Raw genomic sequence first — 21,770 nt, 5'->3', positions numbered from 1 at the left:
GACCCGGGCTTTCACACTACGGGTCAGGGGACCAGCTCAGCAGCAAAACTGCGCCGACTCGCCGCCGTTCTATTCGTTGTATCCAAAGATGGCATTCCACGCCCGCTGGTCCTGTTCCGACCACGCGGTCGCCTCCGCCGGGGTGATGCGATGAACGCGCGGATCATCGAAGTCCGGCAGCTGGACACCGCGCACGTTGGGGGCTGCGACATCGTTGCGGACCGAATATTCTCCGATGTCGCGCAACACGTTCTGACCGCGCCGGGACAGATTCCAGTTCAGGAACACCTTCGCGGCGGCCAGGTGCGTCGCGGTCGAGGCCACCCCGGTGTAGTAGTCATAGGCCGTCACCCCCTCGTCGGGCACCACGAATGTCACCGGGGCGTTCTCGTTGGCCGCGATGTTGACGCTGCTGACGACCACGGTGCCCGCATCGATTTCCCCGCGGGCAAGGCTGTCGAGTTCTGCACCGAGAGAGTCGAACACCCTTGTCTCCCCCGCATACTCGCGCAGATACTCATCGCCGAGGACATCACGCTGAAACCGGGTGAGCGCCAGAGCGCTCCCACCGGCACCGGCTTGGGCGATGCCGAGCTTGCCGGTCCATCGGTCCTGGAGAAGATCGTTCCAACTCGCAGGCGCTTCAGCCGGATCCACCAACGCGGTGTTGTAGCCGAACGTGTAGATCGGATTGAACGTGCGGTAATAGCTGCCGTCATCGAAGACGACGTCCTCGCGCAGATCGGTCGCTGTGGGTGGCGTATAGGGCTGGAACACACCGCGTCGACTCAGTCCGGAGACAAATCCCGCATCGGAGATGCGCACCACGTCGGCGTTGAGCTTTCCGGCACCGTGTTCGGCAACGATCCGCTCGTACAGGCGATTAGGGGTTAGCCGGATCAACTTCACTTCGAGTCCGGTGTCGGCCTCGAACTGATCCAGCAATGCGGCCTCGCTGTCGGCCGTCCACCCGCTGTACAGGGTGATCTGACCATCCTTTTGTGCAGCGGCCCATAGATCGGGATCGGCGATCTGCTCACCGTCGATCACCAACGCCGAATCGCGCGAGATCGACTCGGCAGACCTGGTCAGGTCCGGTGCCGGCGGCGGCGGTGAACAGGCGGCCAATACCGTTGTCGCGGAGACAAGTCCGATGACGAGGCGGGTGATCGATCTCATGAGATCTCCTTGGATCCGAAGCGGCGCGCCAGGACGGCGAGTACACCGATGACGGCGCAGTAGAGCAGGCTGAGCTCCGCCGCAGACTGGAATGAACCGTTGTCATAGGCGTCGAAGATCGCGATGGACAACAACCGGGTGTCGGAGGTGAACAGGAACAGCGCCGCGGTCAGCTCGCGCATGGCCAGCATCATCAGCAGCAGGAAGGTCGAGGAGAGGCCCACCCTCAGCAGCGGAGCGGTGACGAAGGTGATGGCGCGATGCCGACGCGCTCCCAGCATCACGGCGCTGTCCTCGAGGTCCTTGTCCAACTGGATGATCGAGGCGGAAACGCCCCGATAGCCCTGTGGCAGGAACACGGCCACGAACGCGATGACGAGCACCGCCAGCGTGCCGTATACGGGGACCGGTAGTGCCAGCCATGTCCACAACAGACCTAGGCCCAATACGATCGCCGGGACCGCAAGTGGCAGCATCGCCACGTACTCCAGCAGTTTGCGGCCCGGCGCCTGGGTCCGGTAGCGCGTGTACGCCAGCGCGAAGCACAGCGCGGTACCGATCGCAGCGGTGGCCACCCCGACCAGCACACTGTTGACGACAACCTGGTGGAACTCGGTGCTCTGCAGGGTCCGGCCCATACTCCACAGCGACAGCGCACCCGGGCGGGCGAGCTGACCGAGATCGGCGACATACGGGCTGGTCTGCATGGCAGCGATGATCAAGGCGCCGACGGGCAGCAGCACGGCCAGAACGAAATAGCTCCACGCGAACACCGCCGCCGGCAGTCGCCAGCGTCGAAGCGACACCTGCCGCGCCCGCACGCCCTTACCGCTGACGGTCGTGAACTCCTTACCGCTCATGGCACGCTGTTGCATCGCCACCACGACGACCAGTAGCACGGTCAGCACGACGGCCACCGCCGCCGCATCGTTCGAGCGCGCCGGGGAGGCGTTCATGAGCCGGTAGATCAGCGTGGGCAAGGTGTCCACTCCCCCCGGTACGCCGATCACCTGGGCGACGGGGAAGTTCTCGACGGTGAGCGCGAAGACCAGGATGGCTGAGCCGAGTACGGCAGGCATCACCAGCGGAAACGTGATCTCCCGCAGCATCTTCCGTACCGGCGCACCATGTAGGCTGGCCGCATCCTCCAGATCGGGGTTCATCAGCGACAGCGCCGAATGGACCATCAGAAACGGATACGGCGCGTAGTAGAGGCCGAGGACGAAGATCATCCCGGTGAAGCTGTAGATATCCATCAGATGTGGAATTCCCAGGGCACCGAAGGCCAGGTTGAGGTAGCCCGTCGCCGGGCCCGCCAGCAGCGCCCACGCCAGGGCACCGACCAGGGCCGGCAGGAACAGCGGCATGATCGCGATGCCATAGATCAGTTTGCGACCGGGGATATCGGTGCGGGCAGCAAGGAAGGCGAGCAGGCAGCCGATCACGAGGGCGACCACCGAGGACCCGATCCCGACGGCCGCCGAGTTCAACAGAGCCGTCCGCGCGGTTCCCGACCCCAGCACCGCGAAATTGTCGAGGGTGAAGCGACCGAAGTCGATGAGGTTGTCCCGCTCGGTGTTCGCGCTGAACGCACCGGCAAGGATGAAGAACATCGGGCACAGGACGATGACCGTGAGCACGGCGAGCTGCACCAGCACCGGCAGTGAACGTCGCGCCGACCGGTGGCGGCGGGGCTCGGCGCCGCGGACTCCCGCCGGGGCGGTCGTGGCCGGCGGTCGGTTCGTGGTCGGCGCGCTCATGCCGGCACCGCCGCAGGTGTCTCGGTGCGATCGTCGACCAGGAGCTGGGCCGCACCCGGTCTCGCGGTCACCACGGCCGGTTCGCCGATCCCCAGGACCGGACTGCCGTTACCTGTGGCGACCGCCTCGATCTCGGGGCCGTTGTCCAGGGTCACCCGGTAGCGAATCGACGCGCCCTGGTAGCTGGCCACCTCGACGCGACCGAGCCAGTGCTGGCCGGCGGGTGCCGGCTCGGCAGGTCCGGTGACCAGCAGATCTTCCGGACGCAGGCAGACGATCGCGGGGCCGTCGAACTGGCGTGCCGAGGCGACGACGACCGAGATGGCGGGATGTTCGGCCAGCGAACAGTCAAGCTCGCCGGGGGCGGCGTTGACCCTGAAAATGTTTCCGATACCGAGGAATTCGGCGATGGAGGCGCACGATGGGTTCTTGTAGATCTGTTCTGGGGAACCGATCTGGACGATGCGCCCCTTCTGCATCAACGCGATGCGGTCGGCGAGGGCGAAGGCCTCGACCTGGTCGTGTGTGACGTACACCGTGGTCAGCCCCAGCCGCAATTGCAGCTCGCGAAGTTCCATCCGCAACCGCTCCCGCAACCGCGCGTCGAGATTGGACAGCGGTTCGTCGAGCATCAGCACGCTGGGACGCATGACCAGACTGCGGGCCAACGCGACACGCTGCATCTGGCCGCCGGAGAGCTGGCTGGCGCCGCGGTCGGCCAAATGTCCCAGCCCGACAAGGTGTAACGCTTCGTCGACGCGTTGCACCAGTTCGGTTTTCGCCACCTTCTGCATCTTCAGCGCGAATCCGACGTTCTGCGCCACGGTGCGGTGCGGCCACACCGCATAGGACTGGAAGACCATCCCGACATTGCGCTTGTGCGGCGGAACGGATCGCCCCGTCGTGCTGTCGTGGACAATGCGGTCACCGATGCTGATCCGGCCGATGCTCGGTGTCTCCAGTCCGGCAACGCACCGCATGGTGCTGGTCTTGCCGCAACCGGATTGGCCCAGCAGCACCAGGGATTCGCCATCGGCGATCTCCAGGTCCAGATCTTTGACCACGGTATTGCCGTGGTAGGCCAACGTCAGGTTCTCGATGGTGACTTTCATGATTTCCTTCAGTGGTTGGGGCGGGTTGCGGACATGGCGTAGGCGGGTGCCGATTCCGCGAGGAACAATTCGGCTCTTGCGATCCGGCGGGCCGCCCGATGCAGGGAAACGTCGCGAGGGAGACCGGTGTCGGTCGTGGTCACGGTGGTCGGGATGACCCCGGCCGCGGTCCCCAATCGCAGGGTTGTCCCGGCATCTCCGCTGAGGTGCTCGGCCACCACGCTGCCCCGGACAGCCGCAGCGGCGGCCACCGCGACAGCCGAGGTGAGACCGATTGCCGGGTGGGGCGCGAGCATGGACACCATGCGCACAGCCACGTCGTATGCGCTGCCGGGGATCTGCGTGCCGTCGGCGGCGACGTAGTCACCCGCGGCGCCGATGATGCCGACCTTCGGCACGGCGTGCTGCACGGGATCGCCAGGCTTGGCCAAACCCATTGCCAGCGCTGCCTTCCGGCGAAGTTCGATCAGCACCGGTAGCCGTTCGGCCAGCTGAGCATTGTCTTCGGACCCGGTGAGGCCGAAGTCCGCGGCCCGAAACAGCGCCGCCGGTGCGCCCGCATTGACGAGTGTCCCCTGATAGCGGTGGCCGCCGACCTCCAGGACATCGGTCACCGTGCCGGTGGGCAGCAGGTCCACATGCGACAGCGCGACATTGGCGAACGTCAGCGATACAGGGACCCCGAGGGCGTTGGTGCCCGGCACCGCGGCGTCACCGTCGGCCGGGATGATTCCGCCCGGTGTGGCGATCCTGGCACTCAGCCGGGCACCGGTGTTCTGGTTGCGCATCCGCACGATCGTCACCTCGGAGTCGGCGGCGACCATCCCGGTCTGCAGGGCGTACAGGCCGATCGCGGTGGCACAGTTCCCGCAGTTGCTTGCCCATTCGACGGCACGATGGCCGATGGCCACCTGCGCGAACAGATAGTCGACATCGACGTCGTCGAGGCGCGAGCGTCGCACGATCGCGGCCTTGGAGGTTGTCGAGGTCCCCCCGCCGACGCCGTCGAGTTGGCGCGGGTCCTCCGAGCCGAAGACCGAGATGAGCACGGCGTCGAGATCATCGCTGCGCAACAGTGGATCGAGATCCACGGCATTGAAGAGCCAGCATTTGCTGGTCCCTCCGCGCATCCACGTGCCCAACAGGCTGGTCATGGTGATTTCTCCTCGCTGCCGACGGGTCATAGAGCGGATGGTGATGCCGCTCACGTCCTGGCTCCTGACCAGCGTGGCTCACATCAGGGTCGAGTACAATTACGAAAATCTCGATTACCCTTTAGGTGAACTGAATGGAGATGAGAATGCTCGATCCTCGCCGGTTGTTGTTGCTGGTCGACGTCGTACGGGCCGGCTCATTGACGGCCGCCGCCAACCGGCTGAGTTACACCACCTCGGCGATCTCGCAGCAGATCGCCAAGCTGGAAGCCGAGGCCGGTCAGCCACTGCTGGAACGGCACGCCCGCGGTGTGCGACTCACCGAAGCGGGTGCGGCACTCGCGCGACGTGCCGAGCGGATCGAAACCCAGCTGCAGGCGGCCCGCAGTGAGCTCGACGAGATCGCCGGTCTGCGGTCCGGAACCGTTCGCCTCGGCACCTTCCCCACTGTCGGATCGAGCCTCCTGCCGCAGGTTGTCAAGCTGTACAAGGCCCGCCATCCGGCTGTGAAGCTCACCGTGCGCAGCTCCCGATTCGCGGCCCTGCGAGGCATGCTCGACAACGGTGAGGTCGAACTGTCATTGCTGTGGGATTACGAGTGGGCACCGGTGACCGACCGCGAACTGGTCGTACGCGAACTGTTGGTGGACCCGCCGACGCTGGTGGTTTCGGTCAATCACCGCTTCGCCCATCGCGAGTATCTGGACATGGCCGAGCTCGCCGACGAGCAGTGGATCACCAGAGAGGATCATCACCCGGTCGGTGCCGCACTCGAAAAGGCTTGCCAGAACGCGGGTTTCACTCCCTCCGTCGCCTTTGCCGCCAACGATTACCAGGAGGCCCAGGCGATGGTCGCGGTCGATCTGGGGGTATCCATGGCGCCTCGGCTGGCACTGTCCAATCTCCGCGAGGATGTCAAGGTCATCCCGCTGCGGGGTGCGCCATCACGCCGGATCCTGCTGGCCCATCTGGCCGAACACCGGTTGACACCGGCCGAGGCGACCCTGGTCGACACGTTCGAAGAGGTCGCCTACAAGCACGACGGCAAGACGACGCCGGCAGTCCACCGCGCCCGACCCATTCGGGATCCCAAGAGTTAAGTTTTTCTACGCTCGGGTCAAGAAATCATCGATTGTGGTGAACGAACTTCATTCCTAGTGTGAGCTGGGTAATGAAGAATCGTCGTGTGTGACGCAGAGCGGTAACAATCAGCCGCCTCCGATACTGCGCACCACGGCGCCGCCACGGCGACGACGCCGCGCCTGGACCTGAGAGAACGCCCATGAGTTATGTAGAGATACTGCCGTTGATCGCGCTGGTCGCGATGTTCGTGATCGCCACCATCTGTCCGATCAACATCGGCATCCTGGGTTTCATCGGAGCGTTCGCCGTAGGGGCATTTCTCCTCGGCTACGACGACAAAGAGATCCTCGCCGAGTTCCCCAGTTCGATCGTGCTGACCATCATCGGCGTCACCTACTTCTTCGGTATGGCGAAACAGAACGGCACCATCGATTTGCTGGTCAACGCGTGTATCCGCGGCGTGCGCGGGCGGGTGACGGTAGTGCCCTGGGTGTTCTTCTTCTGCGCATCGGTACTGACAGCGCTCGGTACCTTCAGTCCGGCCGCAGTCGCGCTGATCGTGCCGGCCGCCATGACGTTTGCCGCGCGCACGAGGATGAGCCCGCTGGTCATGGGGATCATGACCATCAACGGCGCTCATGCCGGTGCCTTCTCTCCGATCTCGGTTTCCGGAGTGCTCGTCGTCGATCTGGTCGAGAAGAGTGGTCTGACGCTCAATCCCTGGCTGCTCTTCTTCGCAAGCTATGCCATCAACCTGCTGCTCTCGGTGCTGACCATCGTCGGTTATGCCGCCCTGTCGCGAGTGCGCGACCTCGAATACACCGCGCTCGGTTCGCAGCCGACGGCACCGGATGATCTTGGTGGTGTCGGGCGCGCAACCGGATCGGCGCGCGGGCCGGCCGGTGATGTCGGGGGTGTCGGTACCCAATTGCTGACCCGTCCGGCACCTACCGAGGCCGCGGTGACGGTCCAGCCCGCCGTGACCGGAGTCCAGAAGCTGACCCTGTTTCTCATCGCCACGGTGTTGGTACTGGTCCTGGTGCTCCACCTGCCGATCAGCTTCGTGGCGATCGCGGCGGGCGCGGTGCTGGCGTTCACCGATCTGTCCAAGCAGAGCGAGGCCATCGCCGGTATCAGCTGGCCGACCGTCCTGCTGGTCGCCGGGATGGTGACCTACATATCGATCGTCGAAGAGGTCGGCACCATCGATCACCTGGCCCAGATGGCCATCACGGTGGGCGCGCCGCTACTGGTGGCACTGGTGCTCTGCTACATCATCGGCGTGACGTCGGCGTTCGCCTCGTCGACTGCACTGTTGGCCGCGATCATCCCGTTGGCGCTCCCGTTGCTACAGACGGGCACTCTTCCGGTGGTCGGCGTCGTGGCCGCATTGGCGATCGCCGCCACCGTCGTCGACGTGTCACCGTTTTCGACCAACGGCGCCCTGGTTCTCGCCAACGCACAAGGTATCGACCGACCCCGCTTCTACCGGCAGCTGCTGCTGAACGCCGGCATCGTGGTCGCCGTTGCCCCCGCGCTGTGCTGGCTGCTCCTGGTTCTGGTTCCCGGGTTTGCCTGACGGCTGCGCGTTGCGGCCGGGTCTGGAAGCAGACGGCCACTCCCCGGCGGCTTTAGTAAAAGTCGATCCCTATCCAATTATCCGAGATTGTCCTTCACTCTTTCGCCATCGAGAATCGACGGTGAAGGGTTGCTCATCCCGCGCCGGTCAATGCCGACCGCGAACGCCGATGAGCGTCCAGCGTGGAAAGGTACCGATACTGATGCTCGTACTACGAGGTACATGGATGCGCGGCGGGACCAGCAAGTGCTGGCTGTTCAACGCGGTCGATGTCGATCCGATCGTGGACCGCGCCGGTGGTCTCGACGCGCTGCTGGCATCCGCCTTCGGCTCGGGCGACCCCCGCCAGCTCGATGGCGTCGGGGGCGGCAGCTCGACGACGTCCAAAGCGGCCATCGTGCGCCGATCGGGCCGGCCCGGTATCGACATCGACTATCAGTTCGCCCAGATCGCCATCGCCGACCGCCGCGTCGAATGGGCCAGCAATTGCGGAAACTGCGCCACAGCGATCGGGCTCTACGCGCTCCAGTCGGGGATGGTGCCGGTCGGTGACGAGGTCACCGCGGTGCGGATGCGCCACCTGACCTCTGGTGCGGTCCTGACCGCGACGATCGCGACTCCGGCAGGCAAGATTCCCACCGAAGGCACGGCCGCCGTCCCGGGCACCACCGCGCTCGGCGTACCGGTCGGCCTCGCCTTCACCGGTCTGGATGCGGCGCCGATCCTGCCGACCGGTCATTCCGTGGACGCTGTCGAGGCCGGTGACCGCAGCTATCGTGCAACCTTGGTCGGTACCGGCGCCCCCGCAGCACTGTTCGACGCGTCAGACCTCGGACTGGACGGCACCGAGAGCAACGCCGAACTCATCGACCACACCCCTCTGCTGATGGAACTGCGCAAGAATGCCGCTCTGCAGATGGGACTGCGCCGGTTCGGCGACCCGGTGAGCAACTCCGTTCCCAAGGTCGGGATCGTCGGTGCGGCAAGGGTTTATCGCACGACGTCCGGCGCCGAGATCGGGGCCGACGACTACGATGTCTCCGTTCGGATGTTGTCCATGATGGCACCGCACCCCGCCATAGGTCTGACATCGGCCGTCGCCGTCGCTGCCGCCGCCACGGTGCGCGACGGCGTGCTCGCCGGCATTGCCGTACGCGAGGGCGCGCCGCTGCGGATCGGCACGGCAGCAGGCGTGCTGCCGGTCGACCTCGGGTACTCCCCCGACGGCAGGCTGGCGACGGTGACGCTGCACCGCGCGGCGCGGCGGATCGCCTCGGCCGAACTCTTCGTCTCCGAGGCGGCCCGCCAACCGATCGGAGCCTGACGGAAGTTCCGGCCGCGCCGAATGGGGGCGAACCTGCGGCGTCAGACCATAGGCTGTTTCGGTGACACTCCTGCTCGGCCCCGTCCTGCGCCACGTGGGAGAGACCACTGCGATGGTGTGGGTGCAGACCGACGAACCTGCCGAGGTCGCCGTGCTGGGGTCCTCGGCCCGCACGTTCGAGGTGCAAGGCCACCATTACGCGCTGGTCGCGGTAGCGGGACTTGCCCCCGACAGCACCACCGAGTACCAGGTGCACGTCGACGGGGAGCAGGTCTGGCCGGAGCCGGATTCGCGGTTCCCGCCCAGTGTCATCCGGACGCGCGGGCCGGCCACCGCGCACCGACTGCGGGTGATCTTCGGCTCCTGCCGTTATCCCAAGACCGGTGACGACAAGATCGATGCCAAGCTCGGCCGCGACGCGCTGGACTGTTATGCCGAACGGATGACCACCCAGCCGCCCGAGTGCTGGCCCGATGTGCTGGTCCTGCTGGGCGACCAGGTGTATGCCGATGAGCTGACACCCGATGCGCGCCAACGGCTCACCGGACGCAGGACGAACAAGAAGCGGCCACCCGACGAGGTGGTCAGCTTCGACGAATACGTGGGTCTCTACTGCCACACCTGGGGCGATCCGGAGATCCGCTGGGTCATGTCGACATTGCCCACCGCCATGATCTTCGATGACCACGACATCCGTGATGACTGGAACACCTCGGCGGCGTGGCGGGTGTCGGTCAACACGAAGCCGTGGTGGCGAGATCGGATCCGTGCCGGACTGGCGTCGTACTGGGTCTACCAGCACATCGGCAATCTCAGTCCGCAACAGTTGGACGAGGACGCCGATTACCAGCAGGTCCTGTCCGCCGGCGGTGATCGCTGGCCGCTGCTTGCCGATCTTGCCGACCGCGCCGACCGAGAGGTCGACGGCGAGAAAGGCCTGCGCTTCAGCTTCCGCTGGGATCTGGGCCGCAGCCGGCTGTTGATGGTCGATTCGCGCAACGCGCGCATCCTGGACGACGGTAGCCGCAAAATGCTGGGTGACCGTGAGTTCGGCTGGGTGCAACGCCACGTGGACGAGGATCTGGAATCGTTGGACCACCTCATCCTGGCGACCTCGCTACCGTGGTTGCTGCCGCCGGCAATCGGCGATATGCAGACCGTGAACGAGATCGCCGCCGACCGGTCGGGGATACGCGGTCTGGTTGCCGAAAAGATCCGGCAGGCGGCCGATTTCGAGCATTGGCCGGCGTTCTCGACATCCTTCCTACGGCTCAGTGAGCTGATCGAGGCGGCCGCGGGCCACGCACCGCGAGGTCCGGCGACGGTCAGCGTGCTGTCCGGCGATGTGCACCATTCCTATGCCGCACGCGCGCGGTTCGGCGGCAGTCCCGAGAACCCGGATGAGCCTCAAGCGCGGGTTCACCAACTGGTCTGCTCCCCCGTGCACAACTATGTGCCCTTCTATGTCAAGCCGGTGTTCCGGTTGGGCTGGTCGTCCTGGGTTGCACGACGCGCCCGCCGCTGGGCGCGCAGGCACGGCGCACCGAATCTGCCGATGTCCTGGCACAACCTCAGCGGACCGCTGTTCGGAAACACGATCGCGACCCTTGACATAACGGAACGACGAGCCCGGGTGGTGTTCGAGCAACCCGACGATGATGGTGCGCTGAGCTCGGTGAGCAGCGTCGGTCTGACCGACTGACCGGGTGCTGTAACGCACCGACGGAAGCACTCGATGAGTACGGCGGTGGTGGGTGTCGGCGGAAATGACGGCACATCTGCCGGGGGTCTGTCACAGTCTGGGTACGAGCGTTTCTGGGGGTAGGAATTGGCTGCAGGTTCACAAGGTCCGCGGGGGCTATGGGGCCTACGGGGTGTACGAGTTCTCGCCCGGATGGTGGGGTCGACGGGTTTGGCGCTGGCAGCGCTACCGGTCCTGATTCCCACGGCTGTTTCCCAGCCGCAACCCTGTCCCGATATCGGCGTGGTCTTCGCCAGGGGGACAGCCGAGCCGCCGGGCGTCGGCGGCGTTGGGCAGCGTTTCGTCGATTCGCTACGTGCCCAGGCCTTTCCGCGGACGGTTGGGGTACATGCCGTCAACTATCCGGCCAGCAACAACTTCACCGGCGGCACTGCGTTCACGCAGAACGTCGTCGACGGTGTCCGGGATGAGACCGACCACGTCCGCGGTGTCACCTCGGTATGCCCGAACACCCGGATGGTGCTCGGTGGCTACTCGCAGGGTGCGGTCGTGACGGCACTGTCCACCTCCGGCGTGGTGCCCGCGGGGGTCAGCGGTCCGCCCCCGCTTCCCAGCGACGTGATCGACAACGTGGCCGCGGTGGTGTTGTTCGGGATGCCCGCCGGCTGGTCGGCGGTGAAGTACGGAGCACCGGTGATCGACGTCGGGTCCGCCTATGCCGCCAAAGCGCTCGAGCTCTGCGCTCCCGGCGATACGGTATGCGCAGGTTCACCGCCGTCCGGCTCCAGTGCACCGCATCAGCAATACGCGGTCAACGGGATGGCCGACCAGGCTGCGGCGTTCACGGTGAGCAAGTTGGCGGTCCCGGCCTGAGGTTCGGCCGCGTGCGTGCATCTGGTCAGGATGCAAGGCTGTGTCTTGCGGCTGAGAGTCAACTCGTCCTATACCGCTGCGGGTCGGACACGCAGAATCGACTCCAGATGGAGACCGATGACCCGAGGAAAGACGATGACCGCACGCATCAAGGCTGCCCGCGACCTGCTCGGGCTCGACATCCCTTTGATCGCCGCGCCGATGGCCGGCGGCGCCACCACCGCGGCGATGGTGATCGCCGCCGCCGACGCCGGGGGGATGGGGTTCCTGGCCGCCGGCTACAAAACCCCGCAGGTGTTGCTCGCCGAGATCACCACCGTGCGCAAGGCATCGATCCCGTTCGGCGTCAACGTCTTCGCACCGAACCCGGTTCCCGTGGATGCCGCTGCGTACCGGCGCTACGCGCAGCTGGTGCAGGAGGCGGCCGATCGGTTCGGGCTCGAGTTGCCTGTGCACCCGGTCGAGGACGATGACGCGTTCGACGCCAAGGTCGACCTGCTACTGAGCGATCCGGTTCCGGTGGTTAGCTTCACCTTCGGCCTCCCAGGTGGGGATGTCATCGCCAGGCTGAAAAAGGCAGGCACCACCGTCGTCCAGACGGTGACCGATCCGGTCGAAGCGATCGCCGCCGCCGAAGCCGGGGCGGACCTGGTGGTGGCGCAGGCCGGCGCCGCCGGTGGCCACTCGGGGACCTTCACTCCGGACCGGTTACCCGCCGCAGTCGTGTTGGCCGATCTGGTCGCCGAGGTGGGCGGTGCGGTGGACATTCCGGTGATCGCGGCTGGTGGGCTGGCGAGCGCCGGCGCGGTATCGGAGGTACTGGGCGCCGGTGCGGTCGCGGCAGCGGTGGGTACCGCGCTGCTGCGTTCCGACGAGAGCGCCGCATCGCCCACGCACAAGGCCGCCCTGATCGATCCGGCGCGAAACGACACCGTGCTGACGCATGCGTTCACCGGGCGACCCGCCCGCGGTCTGCGCAACGCGTTCATCGATCGGTTCGAGGCCCGCGCGCCGTTGGGCTATCCGGCCATTCACCACCTGACCAGTCCCCTGCGCAAGGCTGCCGCCGCGGCCGGGATCGACGACCTCGTTCACCTGTGGGCTGGGACCGGGTACCGTCGCGTCCGTGATGAATCGACCGCAACGATCCTGGCGGGGTTGGCTGGCAACGGCTGAGGTCGAACATGGTGGATGACACTCACCCGACCACGATGCTGCGGGACGCGATGCGCGCGGACCTCGTGACCGCGATGAAGGCGCGGGCCGCCGAAACGGTGGCGGCGCTGCGCGCGGGCTTGGCGGCCATCGACAATGCCGAAGCGGTGGCCGTGCCCGACCAGAGCCGAGCGCCCATCCCCGGCGGACAGAAGTCCGTGATTGCCGGAGCCACAACCGGTCTGGGATCCAGCGAGGTGCCCCGTCGCGCTCTCACGAGCGCCGATGTCCGCGTTGTGCTCGGTGATCTGATCGCCGAGTACAACGCCGAAGCGGACCGCTACGTCGCGCTCAACCGTCCCGAGGCGGCCGAACAATTGCGCCGCCAGGCGGCGGCGCTCAGCAAGTACACGGGAGCGTAGGCGCACTTCTTTCGCGGTGGCACAATGGGCCGGTGACCGACGGGGATGCGGCCGACGGCGTCCGCGCGAGGCGATCTGCGCGAGGGCGCGAAGTCCCCGTGCGCGAGACACTGTCCCAGCTGCGACTGCGTGAACTGCTCGGTGAGGTCCAGGACCGAGTCGAGCAGATCGTCGAGAGCGGCAACCGGGTGGACGGCCTGGTCGAAGCCATGCTGGCGGTCACCTCCGGCCTGGACCTCGACGTCACGTTGCGCACCATCGTGCACACCGCGATCGAACTGATGGACGCGCGTTACGGTGCACTCGGGGTGCGCGGCGGGGACGCCGACGGGCACGAGCTGGTGGAGTTCGTCTACGAGGGTATCGATGAGCAGACCCGTGCCGTGATCGGCAGGCTGCCGCAGGGGCGTGGCGTGCTCGGCTTGTTGATCGACGAGCCGACTCCGATCCGACTGGACAACATCACCGATCATCCGGCGTCGGTGGGATTCCCGGCGAATCATCCGCCGATGCGCAGCTTTCTCGGTGTGCCCGTGCGGATTCGCGACGAAGTGTTCGGCAACCTCTATCTCACCGAGAAGAACTCCGGTGGCCCGTTCAGCGAGGACGACGAGGTGCTCGCCCAGGCGCTTGCCGCGGCGGCCGGTATCGCCATCGACAATGCGCGACTCTACGAGCAGGCCAGAGCCAGGCAGTCCTGGATCGAGGCCACCCGCGATATCGCGACCGAATTGCTGTCCGGGTCTGATCCGGCACACGCATTTCGACGCATCGCCGAACTGGCCCGTTCGCTCACAGGCGCCGATGCCGCCTTCATCGCTGTCCCGGTCGGCGACCCGGACGAGGCGACCGAACTGATGATCACCGAAGTTGCCGGCCCGGCCGCGGTGGACATCAATGGACTGCCGGCAATTCCGCTGGTGGACAACATCGTCGGACGCACGCTTCTGGAGCGGGTTCCCCACCGTTGCGACATGTTGGCGCTCGCCTCCTCGATACTGCGGCCGCCCGGACCCGCGCTGGTCGTACCGCTCGGGGCGACCGGAGCTGTGGCCGGGGTCCTGGTCGCCGTGCGCGCCGGCCAGGGGCGACCGTTCACGGTCGATCAACTCGATATGGCCGCCTCGTTCGCGGGGCAGGCCGCACTGGCCTGGCAGTTGGCGATGACTCAGCGGCGGATGCGGGAGCTCGACGTGCTGGCCGACCGCGATCGGATAGCGCGGGATCTGCACGACCATGTCATCCAACGACTCTTCGCGGTCGGTCTGTCACTGCAGGGTACGGTGGCCCGCAGCCAATCCGAGGAAGTGCGACAACGCCTCTCGTCATCGGTCGATGATCTGCAAGAGGTCATCCAGGAAATCCGCACCGCCATCTTCGATCTGCACGGCGCACACGCCGGCTCGACCCGGTTGCGGCAACGGTTGCAGGATGCGGTGGATCAGTTCGGCTCGGACACCCTGCGCGTCAGAGTGCAGTTCGTCGGGCCACTGTCGGTGGTCGACGCCGAGTTGGCCGAGCACGCCGAAGCCGTGGTTCGAGAGGCAGTCAGCAATGCGGTACGGCACTCCGGTGCAACCGAACTGACTGTTGTCATACGCGTCGATGATGACCTGAGCATCACCGTCACCGACGACGGATGTGGTATCGCGGCGGACGCGATGACCGAGAGCGGACTGGGAAATCTGCGGCATCGGGCCGAGGAGATGGCCGGCACGTTCAGTGTCGGACCCGGCCCGCGGGTCGGCACGGTGTTGCGGTGGTCCGCCCCGCTCCCGTTGGCCACGAGGACCTAAGTCCCTGCCCCGCGCCCCTGCCGACGACTACGGTGGATGGTGGTCGATCAAGGAGGAGCGACACCATGGCCAGTCCGGAAGAGTCCAGCCCGCAACACCATCTCGGCATCGTGGTGGCCGTCGACGGGTCACCCGGTTCGGACGCCGCGGTCACCTGGGCTGCGGCCGAGGCCGTGCGTCGCGCCGCCCCGGTGACCCTGATGAGTGTTTCGGCTCCTGTCATCGCCACCTGGGCGACACCGAGTGACGCATCGACAATTTCCAAGGCCCAAGAGGATTCGTCCCACGACATCCTCGGGCGTGCCGAGAAGGCCTTCTCAGCCGCGGTGGGTGGCGTCCATGCCCCGGGTGTGCGCACAGAGAGCCGCCCCTCCCCGGTGGTCGGCACGCTGGCCGAGGCGTCGCGGCAGGCCTTGTTGCTGGTGGTCGGCAACAGGGGTACGGGTAGACACTCGCGGTTGCCGCTCGGTTCGGTGGCGGCCGGATTGCTCCACCACGCGCGCTGCCCGGTGGTCATCGTGCACCCTGACCATGCGGGTGACAGCAGCGCCCCCGTCGTCCTCGGTGTCGACGGATCGACATCATCGGATGCGGCCACCGAGCTCGCCTTCGAGGAGGCCGCGCTGCGTGGTGTGGAGCTGGTCGCCGTGCACGCATGGAGCGATGTCGGCTTGCTGCCGCTCTACGGCACCGATTGGCAGATCTACGAGGATCAGGCACGGTCTGCGTTGACCGATCGGCTCGCCGACTGGCAGCGGCGTTTCCCGGATGTCCGTGTGCAGGTCCGGTTGGTACAGGACCGACCCGCTCACTGGCTCACCGAGGAGTCACGCAGCGCCCAGCTGGTCGTCGTCGGTAGCCGCGGCCGGGGCGGATTCGCCGGGCTGGTGCTGGGGTCGGTCGCCTCGACGGTCGCGCAACTGTCGACGGCGCCGGTGATCGTGGTGCGCGGGATCGATCACCAGCGGCAGTAGTTGGGCTCCCCCGGTTGGATGACCCGAAAGTCCAGCAGCACCATGGGCAGTGTCCTGTCCGGGGTGCGCCAGATCGGATCGGTCACGATATCGTCGGTGGTGTAGCGAATTCCGCGATAGCCATAGGTGAGCGGAACGCGGTAACCAGCCTGGTCCCAGTCGTGGATCCACTTGCGGAACTCCACGACCGGAAGCGCATAGCCACGTGCCCCCGCGTCGTAGTGGTGGATGACGTCACCGTAGCGATCGTCGATATCGATGATCCAGACGATGTCTTCCTGATATCCCCACATCTTGAGTGGATTGCCGCCGAGCAGAAGATGATTGGAGCGCTCCCCCTCGGTGCGAAGATTGCTGAACATGGAGAAGTTACCTGCGGTGCGCAACCCGAGGTAGGGCGTCAGCGCGATGCCGATCAGCGCAGCGGGCACCAGATACAGCACCACCGGCGTGCGCGCGTCGATGATGCGCACGCCGCCCCACTCGGGTCGCGGCGCAGGTGAGAAGACGGCGGCCAGGATCGGCCAGATCACCATGAGGACCGCCGCGTCGAACGCCATGCCCGAGATCAGTGTCCAGTGGGGAATTCGGTCGAGGTGGGCGTTGACTCCCGACACCAGTGCTATCGAGATCGCGATGCCGACGTAAACGCCGATCAGTGGCACCGTGCGCCCGCGTAACCGGAAGGCCCCGTCCATCAGCACCTGCCGATAGGAGGCGGGCAGGAAGGTGAACAGCAACGCCGCCGCCATGGACCCGAAATCGACAAAGCCGATGAGTGCAAGGGCGGCGTGCATGGACAAGGCGAACGCCACGATGGGGGCTTGCAGCCGTGGTACCGCCAGCAGCAGTCCGCCCACCAATTCCCAACCGAGTACCGCGACGGCCGCGGTGAGTCCGATGGCGGTGAGCAGCGGACCGAGTCGGGCGTAGAACACGACGACCGCGACGATCGCCAGACCGGCCAGTCCCACACTCGCGGCAACCGCGGTGAAGAGCCGGTTTCCGGCGGCACCGAACCTGCCGCGGCGCGCCAGCCGGTAGCCCAGGAACATGGCGCCAAGGGCGACGGGCATGACGACCGGGATGCCGAGTAGGTCGGTCTGCAACGCGCGGATGACCGAGGTGAGGATGCCTGCCGCACAGGAGGCGGCGGTGTCGAAGTAGTCGCTGTTGAGTTTGTGGAAGCCGGCCAGCGCGTAGATCAGCATCAGGCTGATACGCAGAATGGGTGCGATCACGGCGTAGTCGTCATCGGCGCTGCGCTGCTTGCGGAGCATGGATACCGACAAGAACCCGATCATCGCGATGTTCAGGCACAGCATGAGGTTGACGTGGTTGGCCACCTCGGGGAACTGGAAGAAGGTGACGTACCCGGTGGCCGCGACCAGGAGCGCGACGAACGCGATCCGGCTCATCCCGGTGGCGACGGCGATCGTCGTTGCGATCAGGAATGCACCGGTGAACCAGGGCGTGGGCCAGCGCTCGGAGAATTCCAGGACCATTGCGATGGTGTAGAGCGTCGCGAACGTCGAGAACGGGCCCCTGGGCGAGCGTAGCGACGGGAATCGGCACCGCGCGGCGACCTGCACCCGAGCAGCCTAACCGCGGCCGCCGTTGTAGTGGATCTCGATGCCATCGGCGTTGATCGGGGGTTCGCCGTCGGCTGCGGTCACACGCACCGCGAGCGGGCGACCGGCCTCGTCACGAAAGGTGAATGGCGGCCCGTCCTCCTGCAGATGAGTGTCACCCCATTGGATGATCGACAGGAGGACTGGCAGCAGATCCTCCCCCGCCTCGGTGAGGCGATACTCGTCGCGGGCGCGCTGCCCGGGCTCTCGATAGGGCACCCGGCTGACCACGCCGGCACTCTCAAGCTGGCGCAGCGCTCGGGAGACAGCCGGCGCGGATGCGCCGATGCGTTCGACGAAGTCTTCGAATCGCGTTGTGCCGTAGAAGCATTCGCGGATCGCCAGGAACGCGGTCTTGGTGTTGAGTAGGTCGAGAACCTTCACCACCGAGCAGTTGTCGCCGATGGTCCAGCGGCTGCGGTCACGGAGCCGGTCCTCGAAGGTCATCACCATGGACCCATCTTAACTAACACTTGCATTACCCAGAGGAAAAGCCTACGGTCTGGGTAATGTATTCGTTATTCAGAAAGGTGGGTCCGTCATGGTGGCGATCGATGGCAAAGTGGTTCTGGTGACCGGGGGCCGGCGCGGCCTCGGTTCGGCGCTGGTGGACGAGCTGCTCGTCCGGGGCGCAGCGAAGGTGTACTCGACCGCACGCGAGCAGTACACCGACCCACGCCCCGGTGTCGTCGGCATCGCGCTCGAGGTGGGCGACGAGTCCTCGGTCGCCGCGCTGGAAACGACGGCCGCCGATGTCGACATCGTGATCAACAACGCAGGCATCCTGCTGCCCGGATCCCTGTTGACCGGTGACTTCGGCGATATCGCCACGACTTTCGACATCAACGCCTTCGGTCCGCTGCGCGTGGTCCGTACTCTCGCGCCGGTACTGGCCCGTCATGGCGGCGGCGCCGTGGTCAACGTCCACTCCGTCCTGTCTTGGCTGGCAGGCAGTGGCGCCTACGGCGCCTCGAAGGCCGCGATCTGGTCGCTGACGAACTCGTTGCGCGTCGAACTTCGTGAGCAACATACCCAGGTTCTCGGCGTGCACGTCGGTTTCATCGACACCGAGATGGTTGCCGATATCGCGATGCCCAAAACATCGCCTGCCGATGTGGCCACCCGTGTGCTCGATGCGCTGGAGGCGGGTGCGCACGAGGTGCTCGTCGACGATGTCACCGCCGCCGTCAAGTCGAAGCTCTCGGGTCCGGTGGAAGACCTCGCCTTCGACCTCGCGCGCTGATCGCCATTTCGACAACACCGCCCCGACAACATCGCCCCGACAACACCAAGGAATCGATATGCCGCTTTGGACCATTCGCCATTCACCGGGAATCTTCACCGCCGAGGACAAACATGCGCTCGCCGGCCGGATCACCGAGCTCTACGAGCTCATCGGATTACCCCGGTTCTATGTGGTCGTGGTCTTCGACGAAACCCGTTCCGAGGACTTCTACGTCGGCGGTGAACCGTCACCAATGGGTGTCCGCGTGGTCATCGAACATATTGCCCGGCACAGCGCCGACACGGCGGGCCGGCGCCGGATCACCGCCAAGATCAAGGAGATCCTGCAACCGTTCGTAGACCAACACGAGGGGGTGCACTGGGAGTTCCACGTGGACGAGACCAGCGAGGAACTATGGATGATCAACGGGCTCATCCCGCCGTCGGCAGGATCGGAAGCCGAACGCGAATGGGCACGCACCAACATCGCCTCGGTGTACTGATCTCATGAACGCACTGTCAATCACGCCGGCACACGACCACGGCTGCGATTGCTGCGGGCGTCTGGCACTCGTTCCAGACCCAGATGCCCACGCAGGGTCGCGTGTCGGTATTCGCGCCGGAACAGTCCCCGGTCGCGCAGAATGGGGATCACATGGTCGACGAACAGCTCGAGGCCCGACGGGAACACATCGGGCATCAGGTTGAACCCGTCGACCGCACCCGCTACGAACCACTCCTCGATGGCGTCGGCGATCTGCTCGGGCGAACCGACCACCAATCGGTGCCAGGTGATCACCCGGTCGAGCAGTTGGCGCACCGTCAGCTGCTCCCGGCGGGCCAGATTCACCACGATATCGCGGGCACCCTGCGAACTGCCGGTCGCCTCCGAGCCCGCCAGTAGCCACTGGGGAAGCTTTTTGTCCCAGTCCAGTTCAGCCGCATCCACACCCAGCTGCCATGCCAGATGGGCCAGCCGGCGCTCGCCGGCAAGTTCGTTGAGTTCGTCGTTTCGTCGGCGCGCTTCGGTCTCGGTGCTGCCCAGCACGAAGGACAACCCGGGCATGATTCGGATAGCGTCACGCGGCCGACCGTATGCCGCCGTGCGGGAACGCAGTTCGTCGGCATTGCGCAACGCGTCGGGCAACGAGGCCTGCGCCGCGAACACGCCATCGGCGTAGCGGGCCGCCAGGTCCAGGCCGCCGGCCGAGCCGCCGGCCTGGAACAGCACCGGGTGTCCCTGCGGTGACCTCGGCAGCGTCAACGGCCCATCCACGTCGAAGTGGTCGCCGCGGTGCCCGATCGTGTTGATCGATCCGGGTCTGCTGAAGGCCCCGGTGCGCTTGTCCCCCAGCACGGCATCATCGTCCCAGGAGTCCCACAGGGTGCGCACTACATCGACGAATTCGGCTGCGCGCCGGTAACGTTCACCACGATCCGGCTGCGCATTGAGCTGCCCGGCACGGCCGAAATTGCGCCACGTCTGGGGATCGCTGGTGGTCACGACGTTCCACGCCACCCGGCCCCGGCTCAGGTGATCCAGCGACGCGAACCGGCGCGCGACGTTGAACGGCTCCTCGAACGACGTCGACACCGTGCCGATCAGACCCAAGTGCGTGGTCACCGATGCCAGCGTCGACAACAGCACGATCGGGTCGAGGGCCAGCGGGGGCGCTCCGAGCGGCGCATCGCCCGAGACCGAAACCGACGGCGTATCGGCCAGGAACAACGCGTCCAGCGTGCCGCGTTCGGAGATCCGGGCGAGTTCGATCCAGTACGCGGGATCGATGAACCAGTTCGGGTCCGCAGAGGGGTGCCGCCACGCCGCTGGATGCATGCCATCGGAGAGGACGTTCACCCCGAAGTGCAGTTCGCGTGCCGTCATGCCGGCGCGCCGGGCAGCGCCAGCTTCTTCACCTCGGGATCATCGGCGATGAAGGTCTGTACCCGTGGATCCTTGAAGGCCTTGATCAGGTTCTGGATGTTGTCGGTGTCGATATAGTTGCTGCCCACCGTGAGAACCGAGGCGAACTCGTCCGGGGACTTAGGGGCGAAGATCAGCTTGTCCTCCGGAACTCCCGCGGCCAGAAACGATTCCGCGTACCCGACAATGGCGTCCAGATCGGGCAGCGCCCGAGGTTGGGCACCGAAGTCGAGCAGGGTGAACTTCAGATTCTTCGGGTTGGCGATGATGTCCTTCTGGGTCAGCGCCGTGATGTCGGCGTCGGGTCGGATGGTGATCAGGCCCGCCTGCGCCAGATACCAGATGCCCTGCGAGTTGTTCGCGGGGTCGGCAAGCAGTGACACCGAGGCGCCGTCCGGGATGTCGTCGACAGACGTGTACTTGTCCGACCAGATGCCGAAGACCCAGTGGAAGAACGGACCGGTTCCGGCCTCCTCCTTGAAGGTGGGGTTGGCGTCGAGCACCTGCTGCAACCAGTGCCGGTGCTGGAAGATGGTGCCCGCATACCGGCCGTCGTTGATGGCGCTGTTGATCTGCGTGCTGTCCCCCAGCCCGACGGCGGCGACCTTCACCCCATAGTCGGGGGCGATCTGTTCACCGATGTACTCGATGATGCGCTTTTCGGCCGGGTTGGAATCCAGGTACACCACCTCGAGCGTGGCGCCGGCCGTCTCGTTTGCCGATTTCCCGTCGCCACCGCGGAAAGCGATGAAATACACCGCCACCCCGATGATCGCGACGACGGCCCCCGCAATGTAGGGCCACTTGCGGCGGGACTGCAGGGTAAAGCCGTGCGAATCCGCTGCGGCACTTTCGGACTGGTCGATGCTCATAGTGTG

Annotated in this window: 19 protein-coding genes; 11 read left to right on the top strand and 8 right to left on the bottom strand. The window is 65.9% G+C overall.

Features of this window, described 5'->3' with window-relative positions:
- Positions 1-69 precede the first annotated feature (69 nt).
- The 4 genes from PGN27_RS01650 to PGN27_RS01635 are packed head-to-tail and all read right to left on the bottom strand — an operon-like array spanning position 70 to position 5,205.
- Positions 70-1,179, bottom strand: coding sequence for an ABC transporter substrate-binding protein (locus PGN27_RS01650; RefSeq protein ID WP_335324521.1), 1,110 nt, complete (start codon positions 1,177-1,179; stop codon positions 70-72).
- A complete protein-coding gene (locus PGN27_RS01645) occupies positions 1,176-2,939 on the bottom strand; it encodes an ABC transporter permease (protein ID WP_335324520.1) in 1,764 nt (587 codons plus the stop codon). The genes PGN27_RS01650 and PGN27_RS01645 overlap by 4 nt, the downstream gene beginning before the upstream one ends.
- Complete coding sequence (locus PGN27_RS01640) at positions 2,936-4,051, bottom strand: ABC transporter ATP-binding protein (protein WP_335324519.1); 1,116 nt, start codon at positions 4,049-4,051, stop codon at positions 2,936-2,938. The genes PGN27_RS01645 and PGN27_RS01640 overlap by 4 nt, the downstream gene beginning before the upstream one ends.
- Positions 4,052-4,059: 8 nt before the next feature.
- Positions 4,060-5,205, bottom strand: a complete 1,146-nt coding sequence (locus PGN27_RS01635; protein ID WP_335324518.1) for a PrpF domain-containing protein — start codon at positions 5,203-5,205, stop codon at positions 4,060-4,062.
- Between the two features lie 146 nt (positions 5,206-5,351).
- On the opposite strand from PGN27_RS01635, the gene PGN27_RS01630 reads away from it, so the two are divergent.
- From PGN27_RS01630 to PGN27_RS01590, 9 genes are all read left to right on the top strand, one after another.
- Positions 5,352-6,305, top strand: coding sequence for a LysR family transcriptional regulator (locus PGN27_RS01630; RefSeq protein WP_335324517.1), 954 nt, complete (start codon positions 5,352-5,354; stop codon positions 6,303-6,305).
- 182 nt (positions 6,306-6,487) lie between these two features.
- Positions 6,488-7,867 (top strand): SLC13 family permease, encoded by a 1,380-nt coding sequence (locus PGN27_RS01625; protein ID WP_335324516.1) that lies wholly within the window; start codon positions 6,488-6,490, stop codon positions 7,865-7,867.
- 226 nt (positions 7,868-8,093) lie between these two features.
- Positions 8,094-9,191 carry a PrpF domain-containing protein gene (locus PGN27_RS01620; RefSeq protein ID WP_335324515.1) on the top strand — a complete coding sequence of 366 codons (1,098 nt, stop codon included), beginning with the start codon at positions 8,094-8,096 and terminating at the stop codon, positions 9,189-9,191.
- A 61-nt stretch (positions 9,192-9,252) separates the two neighbouring features.
- A complete protein-coding gene (locus PGN27_RS01615) occupies positions 9,253-10,893 on the top strand; it encodes an alkaline phosphatase D family protein (RefSeq protein WP_335324514.1) in 1,641 nt (546 codons plus the stop codon).
- Between the two features lie 192 nt (positions 10,894-11,085).
- On the top strand, positions 11,086-11,766 hold the full coding sequence (locus PGN27_RS01610) for a cutinase family protein (RefSeq protein ID WP_335324513.1): 681 nt from the start codon (positions 11,086-11,088) through the stop codon (positions 11,764-11,766).
- A 135-nt stretch (positions 11,767-11,901) separates the two neighbouring features.
- On the top strand, positions 11,902-12,942 hold the full coding sequence (locus PGN27_RS01605) for a nitronate monooxygenase (protein ID WP_335324512.1): 1,041 nt from the start codon (positions 11,902-11,904) through the stop codon (positions 12,940-12,942).
- A gap of 8 nt (positions 12,943-12,950) precedes the next feature.
- Positions 12,951-13,343 carry a GatB/YqeY domain-containing protein gene (locus PGN27_RS01600; protein ID WP_335324511.1) on the top strand — a complete coding sequence of 131 codons (393 nt, stop codon included), beginning with the start codon at positions 12,951-12,953 and terminating at the stop codon, positions 13,341-13,343.
- 32 nt (positions 13,344-13,375) lie between these two features.
- Positions 13,376-15,139: a sensor histidine kinase gene (locus PGN27_RS01595; protein WP_418888512.1), complete on the top strand. Its 1,764-nt coding sequence runs from the start codon at positions 13,376-13,378 to the stop codon at positions 15,137-15,139.
- A gap of 65 nt (positions 15,140-15,204) precedes the next feature.
- Positions 15,205-16,113: a universal stress protein gene (locus PGN27_RS01590; protein ID WP_335324509.1), complete on the top strand. Its 909-nt coding sequence runs from the start codon at positions 15,205-15,207 to the stop codon at positions 16,111-16,113.
- Here the strand turns inward: PGN27_RS01590 and PGN27_RS01585 are convergent.
- On the bottom strand, positions 16,098-17,705 hold the full coding sequence (locus PGN27_RS01585; protein ID WP_335324508.1) for a hypothetical protein: 1,608 nt from the start codon (positions 17,703-17,705) through the stop codon (positions 16,098-16,100). The two genes, PGN27_RS01590 and PGN27_RS01585, sit on opposite strands and share 16 nt — an antisense overlap.
- Before the next feature lie 9 nt (positions 17,706-17,714).
- The gene (locus PGN27_RS01580) at positions 17,715-18,191 is read right to left on the bottom strand and encodes a winged helix-turn-helix transcriptional regulator (RefSeq protein WP_335325192.1); all 477 of its coding nucleotides are present in this window, start codon (positions 18,189-18,191) and stop codon (positions 17,715-17,717) included.
- Between the two features lie 94 nt (positions 18,192-18,285).
- Here PGN27_RS01580 and PGN27_RS01575 point away from each other — a divergent pair, with 94 nt between their 5' ends.
- Both PGN27_RS01575 and PGN27_RS01570 read left to right on the top strand, forming a co-directional pair.
- Positions 18,286-18,987, top strand: a complete 702-nt coding sequence (locus PGN27_RS01575; protein ID WP_335324507.1) for an SDR family oxidoreductase — start codon at positions 18,286-18,288, stop codon at positions 18,985-18,987.
- 58 nt (positions 18,988-19,045) lie between these two features.
- Positions 19,046-19,471 carry a tautomerase family protein gene (locus PGN27_RS01570; protein ID WP_335324506.1) on the top strand — a complete coding sequence of 142 codons (426 nt, stop codon included), beginning with the start codon at positions 19,046-19,048 and terminating at the stop codon, positions 19,469-19,471.
- Between the two features lie 20 nt (positions 19,472-19,491).
- Here the strand turns inward: PGN27_RS01570 and PGN27_RS01565 are convergent, their stop codons facing one another.
- Together PGN27_RS01565 and PGN27_RS01560 are read right to left on the bottom strand one after the other, a co-directional pair.
- On the bottom strand, positions 19,492-20,853 hold the full coding sequence (locus PGN27_RS01565; protein WP_335324505.1) for an LLM class flavin-dependent oxidoreductase: 1,362 nt from the start codon (positions 20,851-20,853) through the stop codon (positions 19,492-19,494).
- On the bottom strand, positions 20,850-21,764 hold the full coding sequence (locus PGN27_RS01560) for a MetQ/NlpA family ABC transporter substrate-binding protein (RefSeq protein ID WP_335324504.1): 915 nt from the start codon (positions 21,762-21,764) through the stop codon (positions 20,850-20,852). Before PGN27_RS01560 ends, PGN27_RS01565 begins: the two co-directional genes overlap by 4 nt.
- Positions 21,765-21,770: the final 6 nt, after the last annotated feature.

The organism is Mycolicibacterium neoaurum (assembly GCF_036946495.1).
GTDB classification, from domain to species: domain Bacteria; phylum Actinomycetota; class Actinomycetes; order Mycobacteriales; family Mycobacteriaceae; genus Mycobacterium; species Mycobacterium neoaurum_B.
Note: the sequence above shows the minus strand (reverse complement) of the source record. Positions and strands in the feature narration are given on the sequence as shown.

Bases quoted from the DNA above. Each gene is read 5' to 3' on its own strand.
- PGN27_RS01650 (WP_335324521.1), bottom strand. From the start codon at position 1,179: ATGAGATCGATCACCCGCCTCGTCATCGGACTTGTCTCCGCGACAACG.
- PGN27_RS01645 (WP_335324520.1), bottom strand. From the start codon at position 2,939: ATGAGCGCGCCGACCACGAACCGACCGCCGGCCACGACCGCCCCGGCG.
- PGN27_RS01640 (WP_335324519.1), bottom strand. From the start codon at position 4,051: ATGAAAGTCACCATCGAGAACCTGACGTTGGCCTACCACGGCAATACC.
- PGN27_RS01635 (WP_335324518.1), bottom strand. From the start codon at position 5,205: ATGACCAGCCTGTTGGGCACGTGGATGCGCGGAGGGACCAGCAAATGC.
- PGN27_RS01630 (WP_335324517.1), top strand. From the start codon at position 5,352: ATGCTCGATCCTCGCCGGTTGTTGTTGCTGGTCGACGTCGTACGGGCC.
- PGN27_RS01625 (WP_335324516.1), top strand. From the start codon at position 6,488: ATGAGTTATGTAGAGATACTGCCGTTGATCGCGCTGGTCGCGATGTTC.
- PGN27_RS01620 (WP_335324515.1), top strand. From the start codon at position 8,094: ATGCGCGGCGGGACCAGCAAGTGCTGGCTGTTCAACGCGGTCGATGTC.
- PGN27_RS01610 (WP_335324513.1), top strand. From the start codon at position 11,086: ATGGTGGGGTCGACGGGTTTGGCGCTGGCAGCGCTACCGGTCCTGATT.
- PGN27_RS01605 (WP_335324512.1), top strand. From the start codon at position 11,902: ATGACCGCACGCATCAAGGCTGCCCGCGACCTGCTCGGGCTCGACATC.
- PGN27_RS01600 (WP_335324511.1), top strand. From the start codon at position 12,951: ATGGTGGATGACACTCACCCGACCACGATGCTGCGGGACGCGATGCGC.
- PGN27_RS01590 (WP_335324509.1), top strand. From the start codon at position 15,205: ATGGCCAGTCCGGAAGAGTCCAGCCCGCAACACCATCTCGGCATCGTG.
- PGN27_RS01580 (WP_335325192.1), bottom strand. From the start codon at position 18,191: ATGACCTTCGAGGACCGGCTCCGTGACCGCAGCCGCTGGACCATCGGC.
- PGN27_RS01575 (WP_335324507.1), top strand. From the start codon at position 18,286: ATGGTGGCGATCGATGGCAAAGTGGTTCTGGTGACCGGGGGCCGGCGC.
- PGN27_RS01570 (WP_335324506.1), top strand. From the start codon at position 19,046: ATGCCGCTTTGGACCATTCGCCATTCACCGGGAATCTTCACCGCCGAG.
- PGN27_RS01565 (WP_335324505.1), bottom strand. From the start codon at position 20,853: ATGACGGCACGCGAACTGCACTTCGGGGTGAACGTCCTCTCCGATGGC.
- PGN27_RS01560 (WP_335324504.1), bottom strand. From the start codon at position 21,764: ATGAGCATCGACCAGTCCGAAAGTGCCGCAGCGGATTCGCACGGCTTT.